The 11,750-nt window shown below is 39.8% G+C and carries 10 protein-coding genes; 9 read left to right on the top strand and 1 reads right to left on the bottom strand.

Features of this window, described 5'->3' with window-relative positions:
• Positions 1-31 precede the first annotated feature (31 nt).
• A complete protein-coding gene (locus PPBDW_RS20265) occupies positions 32-499 on the top strand; it encodes a copper chaperone PCu(A)C (protein ID WP_054262201.1) in 468 nt (155 codons plus the stop codon).
• Positions 500-580: 81 nt separating this feature from the next.
• Here the strand turns inward: PPBDW_RS20265 and PPBDW_RS20260 are convergent, their stop codons facing one another.
• Positions 581-787: a DUF3283 family protein gene (locus PPBDW_RS20260; RefSeq protein WP_036792112.1), complete on the bottom strand. Its 207-nt coding sequence runs from the start codon at positions 785-787 to the stop codon at positions 581-583.
• Positions 788-1,237: 450 nt separating this feature from the next.
• On the opposite strand from PPBDW_RS20260, the gene deoD reads away from it, so the two are divergent.
• The 8 genes from deoD to PPBDW_RS20220 all read left to right on the top strand — a co-directional run bounded on the left by deoD (position 1,238) and on the right by PPBDW_RS20220 (position 11,567).
• Positions 1,238-1,948 (top strand): purine-nucleoside phosphorylase, encoded by a 711-nt coding sequence (gene deoD / locus PPBDW_RS20255; RefSeq protein WP_036792111.1) that lies wholly within the window; start codon positions 1,238-1,240, stop codon positions 1,946-1,948.
• Positions 1,949-2,144: 196 nt separating this feature from the next.
• Entirely contained in the window at positions 2,145-3,635 is a 1,491-nt protein-coding gene (locus PPBDW_RS20250) for a lactate dehydrogenase (RefSeq protein ID WP_036792109.1), read from the top strand.
• A 146-nt stretch (positions 3,636-3,781) separates the two neighbouring features.
• The gene (locus PPBDW_RS20245) at positions 3,782-4,573 is read left to right on the top strand and encodes a hypothetical protein (RefSeq protein ID WP_146145957.1); all 792 of its coding nucleotides are present in this window, start codon (positions 3,782-3,784) and stop codon (positions 4,571-4,573) included.
• A gap of 181 nt (positions 4,574-4,754) precedes the next feature.
• A complete protein-coding gene (locus tag PPBDW_RS20240) occupies positions 4,755-5,324 on the top strand; it encodes an outer membrane protein (RefSeq protein ID WP_036792106.1) in 570 nt (189 codons plus the stop codon).
• A gap of 450 nt (positions 5,325-5,774) precedes the next feature.
• The gene (gene tal / locus PPBDW_RS20235; RefSeq protein ID WP_036792104.1) at positions 5,775-6,725 is read left to right on the top strand and encodes a transaldolase; all 951 of its coding nucleotides are present in this window, start codon (positions 5,775-5,777) and stop codon (positions 6,723-6,725) included.
• Positions 6,726-6,807: 82 nt separating this feature from the next.
• Entirely contained in the window at positions 6,808-8,802 is a 1,995-nt protein-coding gene (gene tkt, locus PPBDW_RS20230; protein WP_036792101.1) for a transketolase, read from the top strand.
• 293 nt (positions 8,803-9,095) lie between these two features.
• Complete coding sequence (locus tag PPBDW_RS20225; protein ID WP_036792098.1) at positions 9,096-10,568, top strand: aldehyde dehydrogenase family protein; 1,473 nt, start codon at positions 9,096-9,098, stop codon at positions 10,566-10,568.
• Between the two features lie 9 nt (positions 10,569-10,577).
• Positions 10,578-11,567, top strand: coding sequence for a membrane dipeptidase (locus PPBDW_RS20220; protein WP_036792095.1), 990 nt, complete (start codon positions 10,578-10,580; stop codon positions 11,565-11,567).
• Positions 11,568-11,750 lie beyond the last annotated feature (183 nt).

Genomic DNA, 11,750 nt, shown 5'->3' with positions numbered 1-11,750 from the left:
AATTTCATATTACAGGCAAAGGAAAGCCATTATGTTGAAAATACTTACTGCCTTATTAATGACTATTATTGTCACCACCCCTACCGCAGTAGCTGCAACTGCTATCGAAATAGATCACCCATGGTCAAAAGCTGTTCCACCCACATCTAAGGTTGCTGCCGCTTTTTTATCAATTATCAATCACAGCAAGATTGACGATACCCTTATAGCAGCACGCTCACCTATCGCTGAAATTGTCGAGTTACATACTTTAAATAATGGCAATGGATTAATGCAAATGCGACAGGTTGATACCATTACAGTTACCGCTGAACATCAGCAACAATTAGAGCCTGGTGGCTTTCACGTAATGCTATTTAATCTCACCGAAGTGCTAACAATTGATTCACACTTTCCACTGACATTGATCTTTAAATACGCTGGTGAAATAACAGTGGATGTTGCTGTTAAACCAGCGACATACACTGGTAATGAACAGGCTAAAACGCATCATCATTAACATTCAGATGATTTACGTATCTAGTTTTTCTCCAGCATACATAAGATCTGTATGCTGGGCTTTATATGGCTATATTCGGTATTAGTTAACACCCATTAGCGTTTTATATTTCATAATGGCTTGCTGACAAAAATCACGCTCATCATCATCTTCAATATTATTGGTTAATTCAGCAAAAGCCTCATAACCCACTTTGCCATTTTTCACTTTCCAAACGGTGTACGAAGCTTGCTTATCTAACTCGATACGCATTCTCTCACTGTCTGATAATTGGGTTAAATTATACATATTATTCTCAGCGGCCTTTTTGGTTAATTCTACCCAAGTTCATGTTCAAGAAGAACCTCTTTCAACACTCATTATTTGAATGACTGTTTTTATCATAAACAACCATCAATAATCATTACCCTTAATGTAATCCATTACATTTTAGTGGTTATTGATTTTTTAAGAACAGATAAATAAAACTATCGATTGAAAATAAAATACATATTAATCAATAAATTAAATATTTAAATTATCACTTCCAGCTGAATAACTCACTTAACTAGCCACGAAAAAGAAAACGATACCCTTCACATTTTCAACAGATATGGTAATCAACATCATTAATCTAGTGAAATAGCCTTATTTTTGTGATCCAGATCTCAAGGTGTAAATATTTAATTCCATAAACTACTACCATAAATTGAAGCATAAACTTTGCTTCTGAATAACTCATAAACCAAGGAGCACTTCATGGCTACTCCACATATCAATGCTGAAATTGGCGATTTTGCAGAAACAATTTTAATGCCTGGTGATCCACTGCGCGCACAATTTATTGCAGAAACTTACCTAGAAAATGTAAAACGCGTATGTGATGTTCGCAGCATGTACGGTTTCACTGGTACTTACAAAGGTAAACCAGTATCAGTAATGGGTCATGGTATGGGTATCCCATCTTGCTCTATTTATGTACATGAGCTAATCAGAGATTTTGGGGTTAAAAACATCATTCGCATTGGTAGCTGTGGTGCTGTTCATGATGACGTTAAGTTAATGGACGTAATCATTGCTATGGGTGCTTCAACTGACTCAAAAGTTAACCGCATTCGTTTTGCTAACCATGATTTCGCTGCTATTGCTGACTATCACTTACTTGAAACAGCAGTAAACCAAGCACGTGCACAAAATGTTGCAGTGCGTGTCGGTAATGTATTCTCTGCTGATCTATTTTACAGCCCAGAAGTTGGTCTGTTCGATAAAATGGAAAAACTAGGCATCCTAGGTGTAGACATGGAAGCAGCTGGTATCTATGGTGTTGCAGCTGAACTTGGTGCTAAAGCATTAACTATTCTAACTGTTTCTGATCACATTAAGCGCGGCGAGAAATTAAGTGCAGAAGCACGTCAACACTCATTCAACGAAATGATGAACGTAGCACTAGAAACTGCAATCAATCTATAATTTCTTACAGCAGTAATACTGTGGCGAGAGTTTTATAGCATAAAGTGAAAGACGTGCCTTCCTGATACGTTTTTCACTTTTTTATACCTGCTAACATTTAAATTATCCATAAAAGTAATAATGTTAATAATATCTCAGCATCATCATTGCCGTTGGGTATAATCACCTCCACCTAACATGCAAAAGGCGACGCTCCATGACTTTATCTTCAACACAAACAACGTTGGATCAGTTGCCACCCGCCAGTGATAATATTCAATTCAATTATTGTAAAACGGTCGCTTGTGCTAATTTTAGTCGTACCGATCCACAATTATATGTACTCCAAAATAATAATTTACAACGTCCAGTACTTATTTGCCGCGAATGCGGTGCTTTTCCGCCAGTACTCAGTAATCATGACGTTGTTGCAGAAAAACAGCGCTTTACACTAGAACAAAATAGTGGCCTCGCTGCCTGTTCAAATAATGCTTGTCCACATAACGGACTACCCGTTCTCACCTATCGTCAGTTTTATCATGCCTTTGGTTTTAGTGGAGAACGCCAACGCTATCGTTGCAAAGCCTGTCAGCATACTTTTGTTGATCCATGGTCAAACAGTAATAACAAACATCAATTACAGCAAAAAATATTAGCGTATTTATTTACTGGATATACGGTACGAGAAATTTGCCGCCGTCTTACTATGAATCCTAAAACCTTTTATGATCAGCTTAATAATATTGCAGCTCGTTGTCGTCACCAACTGACGATTTTTGATGCACGACTAGGCAAACAACCACAAGCATGTCATCTAGCTACTGATCTTGCTCCATTGCAACCTCACAGTAATAATGGCGTATTATGGATAGCAACTGCTGAGACAGATTCAGGTTATGTTGTTAGTCAACATGTAAATTATCAAACTCAACCAGCAGCTACATATGTTGCTCATCACGACGCATACCGTATAGGTACACGTTTTATCGCGCCTCATAGTTACCATCATCCTCATAATACATCGACAACATCACAAGGGCTATTAGCTCATATTGATGCAACTTATCGTCAAATTTTAGCGCGAAAAAATATGGAAAATCCGCTTAGTGGTGAAGTGACGATTAACTACCCGACTAAAGGTTGCCTTATTCGTCCTCAATACACGGTATATAGTCATTTTTTATATTTACGTGAATTACTTAGTCAGAGTATTCCTACCTTAACGGTATTTATGCCTCAGGAAACATTACTACGTTCAGCTTGCCTATCTGTTTTTATTGATCGTATTAATAACCACACCATCGACCCGCTTTATGTTGTTGAAGACGATCAATGGCAACACGGACAACATGTTGAAAAAATAGATATCGTACTGATGGGATGGTGGCGAGATCGGTGGGCATTTAGTCGTAATAAAACAGGCAATAAAGGAATTTGTCATCTTGGTGGCAGTAAAAAAAATCAGCAACATTGGTTAACAGTTGCCACGCACCGAGCGGTAATTAGCTATCAACAGCGTTTTTATGACCAATTTAGCCATATGGTTAATGAGCCTCGTCGTAAACTTCGTCCTGCAAGTTTATTACCGTTGTTGGATATCTATCGCGCTTGGCACAACCTTTGTCACCAAAATAAAGCAGGGTTCACACCAGCACAAGAATTAGGCTTAATATCCTCTCCTATGACACTAGAACAATTATTACAATAGCTATTATGTCGTGCTTTTAGGATTAATAAACGCTTTTTAAAAGCAACACAATTTCTTCGCCTATAGTTAAAAGATACCAGCAATAATATAGACGATGAGGTTCATATTAGTGGGCAAACAAAGCTTATTAACGTCGAGAGTACGCCATGAAGCGTAGAATGACAGTCAATCAATATACTGGTCATATCGCTCTTATTTTAAGCTGTATGTTTGTAGGGATCGTATCAAATCAAGCCACAATACACGTTGAGCTTATTCGAGGTATTACCCACAGTTTGCTACAAGCCACACTGCTTTATGCTTTATTACGCTTGTGTGCTTCAATTTACTTAATCCGTTATAGCATCGTATTATTGATTGTTATTACTTTTTTTGTACAACTCAGTTATCACTCTACATTAACGACTAACATTATTGTTAATATCATTAATGCTTCTAACCACGACATCATCAATTTTAGTCAACATCATGTTATTGAGATACTAATAACCAGCGGTATCACTTTGATCCTCGCTTTAGCTCCCTTTCCTAAATCCACATTAATCACTTACAGTGTTAGTGCGGTTGGGTTTAGCTATCTCTTAGTGCCATTATTATTACAATTACCACATGTATATCAAAATAGTGCTTATCAGAACTATCTTAATAAAGGCGGCTCTCGCAGTTACAGCAACAGCTTTTACACAATCGAATATACTTTATATAAGCTATCACCACGTTTACCGTTATTTAGCACTCTAATTGCAATCAGTGACACTATTAACCTTTATTATATACAAACAAAAACGACGCTCAGTTTGGCTCCGACTTACCCTAACAACACCTCACTACCATTATGTACGATTGACATGATCCCCTATAACAGCCAATCGATCACAGCCAAAACCGTAGATTTATTTACATTCAAATATACAACGCTAAGCATCATTAATCGCTAACTAATCATAAAACCGACCGCAAAAAATGCTGAATGTAAGCTGAACGTCAGAATAGTATCAGCTATCTGTAAAATAACGCTTCATAATAAAACACCTTTCAAAACCCTGACATTTCTCATTATGCTATCCGTACTATGAATATCAGAACACAAGTTATTCATTGAAATAAAAGGACAACATCATGAAAAAAGTACTATTGCCACTAGCATTAATTCTTGCTTCAGGTTCAGCGATTGCCGATCAACAAGGCGCTTACATTGGTGGTAACATCGGTAATGCATCAACTAACCTTAGTGCCCATGGACACGACAAGAGCTTTAACTTAGATGATGATGTACTTGCTTACGGTGTTTACGGTGGTTATAACTTCACTGAAAACCTAGGCCTTGAAGCAACAATCGGTCAAACCGGTGAACAAGAGCATGTTAAAAAAGGTTATGCGACATTAACGCCACGTATTATGTTCCCACTTAATGATCGTTTCTCTGTTTACGGCAAAGCAGGTATCGCTTACGTCGCTGCTGATGCTAATTATAACGGCCATGAAGACATAAATCGTGGCGATATTGATGTTGATGGTTTTGGTTGGACGGCAGGCGCCGGAGTTAACTTTGCAGTTGCTGAACATTTAAACGTTCGTGCTGGTGTTGATTATTTAACAGCCGAACTTGAAGATAGTCATAATGACAGAAGTTTAAATATCGATTCAGATACAACGATTTACTCTGTGGGTGTTGACTACAAATTCTAATTTTATCAAACAGTTAAAGTTAAACCACTACAAGAAACCATTAGATTACGATCTGATGGTTTTTTTTAATCTTATTTTAACAATATCTTTTATACCCTTAACTTTTATATCCGTCGCACAACCAAGCATTTGATCATCAAGCAGATCAAATGCTCACCCTCTAAAAAGTAAATAAACGCCTCCAGCTCATGAATTAACAATAAATGAAATTTAAAATCGCTTTTATTGCGATCTAAATATGATTTATTCCCATTTTAAATTGACAATAAAGACAAAAAAGACAATTATCAATCCATCAAATGCTCTTGCACATTCCATCTGCTCACTTGGTGAGTTAATGGTTATAACCAATGTGGTTAAGAGTCAGTATGAATTCTTTTGAACATGCGGGCATTTCAGGCTATAACTGATGCCATCATGACATAAGCCCTATACATAAGGTCGATAGATATGAGCACAAAACTAGAACAACTACGCGCACTAACTACTGTTGTTGCTGACACTGGTGACATCAAAGATATCAGCAAATACCAGCCTGAAGATGCGACAACAAATCCATCGTTGATCTTAAAAGCAGCACAAATTGCTGAGTACGCACCTCTAATTGACCAATCTATTGCTTACGCAAAAGCACAGAGCAATGATAAAGCACAACAAATCCAAGATACTTGCGACATGCTTGCAGTAAACATTGGTAAAGAAATTCTTAATGTTGTTCCTGGCCGTATCTCAACTGAAGTTGATGCTCGTCTTTCTTACAACACTGAAGCAAGTGTTATTAAAGCACGTCACCTAATCAAACTTTACAACGATGCTGGTATCAGCAATGATCGTATCCTTATTAAACTAGCGTCTACTTGGGAAGGTATCCGTGCAGCTGAGATTCTTGAAAAAGAAGGCATCAACTGTAACCTAACTCTTCTATTCTCTTTCGCTCAAGCGCGTGCATGTGCTGAAGCTGGCGTATTCCTAATTTCACCATTTGTTGGTCGTATTATGGATTGGTACAAAGCGAAAGAAGGCCGTGATTTTGAAGCTCAAGAAGATCCAGGCGTTATCTCTGTAACTAGCATCTACAACTACTACAAAGAGCATGGCTACAACACTGTAGTTATGGGCGCAAGTTTCCGTAATATTGGCGAAATCCTTGAGCTAGCAGGTTGTGACCGTCTAACTATCAGCCCACAACTTCTTCAAGAACTTGAAGATGCGACTGGTATTGTTGAGCAAAAACTTGTTGCAACAACTGAGCTAAAAGATCGTCCTGCAGCGATGACTCACTCTGAGTTCCTATGGGATCACAACCAAGAAGCAATGGCTGTTGAGAAACTAGCTGAAGGTATTCGTAACTTCGCAGTTGACCAAGGCAAACTAGAGACAATGATCGCAGATCGTCTTTAATAGCTAAGCACTATATTCAGAAAGCGGCTCATGTAGCCGCTTTCTTAAGTTTACATTTACCTAAATATTTGGTGAAAATTCTATGGAACGTAAAATGTTAGCGAACGCTATCCGTGCTCTAAGCATGGACGGTGTACAACAAGCAAACTCTGGTCACCCTGGCGCACCTATGGGTATGGCTGATATCGCAGAAGTACTATGGCGTGGTCATATGAACCACAACCCACAAGATCCTAAATGGGCTGATCGCGACCGTTTTGTTTTATCAAACGGCCACGGTTCTATGCTTATTTACTCTCTACTTCACCTAACAGGCTACGACCTATCAATTGACGATCTTAAAAACTTCCGTCAACTGCATTCAAAAACACCTGGTCACCCAGAATACGGTTACGCTCCAGGTGTTGAAACAACAACGGGTCCTCTAGGCCAAGGTATTACTAACGCTGTTGGTATGGCGCTTGCTGAAAAAGCAATGGCTGCACAATTCAACCGTGAAGGTCATGATATCGTAAACCACAACACTTACGCTTTCATGGGCGACGGTTGTATGATGGAAGGTATCTCTCACGAAGCATGTTCTCTAGCGGGTACACTAGGTCTTGGTAAGCTGGTTGCTTTCTGGGATGACAACGGTATCTCTATCGATGGTGAAGTTGAAGGCTGGTTTGCTGACGATACTCCGAAGCGTTTTGAAGCATACGGCTGGCATGTTATCCGTCACGTTGATGGCCATGACGCTGCTGCAATCAATGCTGCAATTGAAGAAGCTAAAGCTGAAACAGCTAAGCCTACTTTGATCTGTTGTAAGACAATCATCGGTTTTGGTTCACCAAACAAAGCGGGTTCTCACGACTGTCACGGTGCTCCACTAGGCGCTGAAGAAATCAAAGCTGCACGTGAATTCCTTGGTTGGAACCACGGCCCATTTGAAATCCCAACTGAAGTTTACGCTGAGTGGGATGCAAAAGAAGCAGGTAAAGCTAAGCAAGCATCTTGGAACGAGAAGTTTGCGGCATACACTGCAGCATTCCCTGAACTAGCGGCTGAGTTTACTCGTCGTATGAACGGCGGTCTACCTGCTAACTGGGAAGCTGAAACAAGTAAAGTTATTGCTGATTTACAAGCAAATCCAGCTAACATTGCATCACGTAAAGCATCACAAAACGCACTTGAAGCATTCGGTAAACTATTACCTGAGTTCATGGGCGGTTCTGCTGACCTTGCACCATCAAACCTAACAATGTGGTCTGGTTCTAAGTCAATCACACCTACAGATGCATCAGGCAACTACATTCACTACGGTGTACGTGAATTTGGTATGACTGCAATCATCAATGGTATGGCGCTACACGGTGGTTTCGTTCCTTACGGCGCAACATTCCTAATGTTCATGGAATACGCACGTAACGCACTACGTATGGCTGCACTGATGAAAATTCAGAACATCCAAGTGTACACACACGATTCAATCGGTCTAGGCGAAGATGGTCCAACTCACCAACCAGTTGAGCAAGTGTCGTCTCTACGTCTAACACCAAACATGAGCACATGGCGTCCATGTGACCAAGTTGAATCAGCAGTATCTTGGAAGTACGCGATTGAGCGTAAAGATGGTCCAACATCTTTAATTTTCTCTCGCCAAAACCTAACTCAACAAGATCGTTCAGCTGAGCAAGTAGCTAACATCGTTAAGGGTGGTTACATCCTTAAAGATTGTGCTGGTAAGCCAGAGCTAATCTTGATCGCTACAGGTTCTGAAGTAGGTATCGCAGCAGAAGCATACGCAGAGCTAACGGCAGCTGGTCGTCAAGTACGTCTAGTTTCTATGCCAGCTACAGACTTATTTGATAAGCAAGATGCTGCTTACCGTGAAAGCGTATTACCTGCAGATGTAACTGCTCGTATCGCTATCGAAGCGGGTATTGCTGATTACTGGTACAAGTATGTAGGTCTTAACGGTCGCATCATCGGTATGACAACATTTGGTGAGTCAGCGCCTGCTGAAGAACTATTCAAAATGTTTGGCTTTACTGTTGAAAACATCGTAAACACTGCGAACGAATTACTAGCATAAGTTATTCTTCGTAAGAACAGTATTGTTGTTAAATAACGAATCTAAAAATGGTCTAACATCTGTTAGGCCATTTTTTTTACTAAAATTCTTCTTATAATAAGAACTTATAAATAATTAACCATTCTATATCTTGCCGAAATTACTGATTCTGCCATTCATATCCCTTCTCACCACTAATAAATAATCTGATAAAAATACGCACTGTTTGATTTTCAGATACATACTTATATTGATCACTGTCTATCATTGCTTGCTAATAAATTAATTAACACAATGAATATAAAGGATTTTATATGATAGAAACCACTAAGTTTGATATCCCTCGACAAGCAGAAAGCGCCCTCTATATCAATGGAGAATGGCAACGTGGTCTTACTACTATCACCAATATCAATCCCTCAGATATCTCTACACCCATCGGTAATTTTGCTCAAGCTAGCGAACAACAACTCCAACAAGCGATTGAGGCAGCTATTGAAGCTCAGCCACTATGGGAAAAAACGCCCTTAGAACAAAAACAAAAAATATTACACGCCATTGGTGATGAACTCATTAACCGCTGTGATGAATTAGGTCGCTTATTATCACAAGAAGAAGGTAAATCTATGGCTGAAGGCCGTGGCGAAATTTTTCGAGCTGGACAATTTTTTCAGTATTTTGCCGCAGAAGTCCTCCGTCAAATAGGTGATCTCGCGACATCAACTCGTCCAGGAGTATCAATAGAAATAAATCGTGAAGCGGTTGGCGTAGTGGCTATTATTTCACCCTGGAATTTTCCGACAGCAACCGCTGCGTGGAAAATAGCACCAGCATTAGCCTTTGGGAATAGCGTTATTTGGAAACCAGCTAACCTCACTCCTGCCAGTGCCGTGGCTTTAACTGAAATTATTCATCGCCAAGGTCTTCCTTGCGGTACCTTTAATCTGATCCTTGGTAGTGGCAATACGATTGGTAATGCGCTGATCCACTCAGCCCAGATTAATGCAGTAAGTTTTACCGGTTCAGTTGAAGTTGGTCGTCAAGTAGCAACCGCTACATCACCCAATTTTGTGCGCTGTCAACTTGAAATGGGCAGTAAAAATGCCTTAGTTATCGCAGATGATGCCGACATAGATATCGCGGTTGAAGCAACCATCATGGGATCTTTTTCTGGAACAGGACAAAAATGCACTGCATCTTCACGGTTAGTGGTTATGGACAATATTCATGATGCTTATATTTCGGCACTCATTAAACGTATTGAAAGTTTGAAGGTAGGTCATGCACTAGAAGACGATGTTTTTATGGGACCCGTCGTTGATGGTCATCAATTAACAAATAATATGCTGTGGGTTGATAAAGCTCATCAACATGGCGCTGAACTTGCTATTGGTGGCCACCAGCTAACCTTAGCGCATGATGGCTTTTATATGGCGCCAACACTCTTTTTAAATACTAAAAATCAATGGGATATTAACCAAGAAGAAATATTTGCACCAATGGCCTGTGTTATTCGAGTGCATGATTTAGATGAAGCGATTGCTACAGTAAATGACACTCGCTTTGGTTTAACCAGTGGCATTATTACCCAAAGCTTATCGAGTAGTACATTGTTTAAGCAACAAGCACAAACTGGCTGTGTCATGGTCAATTTACCCACCGCAGGCACAGACTACCATGTCCCCTTTGGCGGTCGAAAACAATCCAGTTTTGGCCCTCGTGAACAAGGTCAATACGCTAAAGAATTCTACACCATTGTAAAAACAACCTATCAGCGTGCCTATTGAGGGGTTGCTATGTCTAACGAAAAACCGATTATTATCGATGGATTACAATACTGCCGCTGGGATAGAGCCTACTTTGAATCATTAAAAAATAGTGGCATAACAGCAGTACATATCACCTTGGTATATCACGAGACAGCCAGAGAAACATTAACTCGTTTCGCACAATGGAATCACTATTTTGAATTATATCAAGACCTTATTATGCCAATTCGCTCCTCAAAAGATATTATTCTCGCCATAACCAGTGAGCGGATTGGGATTTTACTTGGCGCTCAAAACTGCTCACCGATTGACGATGAAATCGGCTTAGTTGAAGTAATGCGCCAGCAAGGATTATTAATCATGCAATTGTCGTATAACAACCAAAGCTTACTCGCGAGTGGCTGTTATGAGCAACATGACGGTGGAATAACTCGATTTGGTCGGCAAGTGATCACTGAAATGAATCGAGTCGGCATGATCATTGATATGTCTCACAGCGCGGAACGTTCAACCTTAGAAGCGATTGATTTATCTTCGCGCCCCCTTTGTATTAGCCATGCAAACCCGAGCGCAGCACATTCTGCGTTACGTAATAAATCAGCCACCGTACTACGTGCACTTACCCAACGAGATGGCCTAATTGGGTTTAGTTTATATCCGTTTCATTTACCCAATGGCAGTCAATGCACATTGACTGATTTCTGCCACATGATTGCAGATACTGCTGCGCTCATAGGTATTGAACATATCGGTATTGGCAGTGATTTATGCCTTAACCAACCTCAACATGTACTTGAGTGGATGCGTAATGGCCGTTGGTCAAAAACAATTGATTATGGTGAAGGCTCATCAAATAACGCAGGCTGGCCAGAGCCATTATCTTGGTTCAAAAATAGCACTGGCATGATGAATATTTACCAAGGACTGCTTGATCATGGTTTTAATCTACACGAATGCAATCAAATTATCGGCACTAACTGGCTAAATTTTTTAAAAAAAGGGCTCATAGCGACCTGATAAATAACAACAATCCAACTTCATCAAGTTTGTAACAGCCAAGCAATACTACACTCTAACCCAGTAATAGGATCTCAACTTTTATTTGCCGCCTATTATTAATATTTAGCCCAATAACAATAACAACCAAGTTGGCAATGACCTTTATACGCTGTTACTACAGCTAATTCACTCATGCGTGGA

Source organism: Photobacterium kishitanii (genome assembly GCF_000613045.3).
GTDB lineage: Bacteria > Pseudomonadota > Gammaproteobacteria > Enterobacterales > Vibrionaceae > Photobacterium > Photobacterium kishitanii.
The sequence above is the reverse complement of the archived record's forward strand: the minus strand, read 5'-3'. Positions and strand labels throughout refer to the sequence as shown.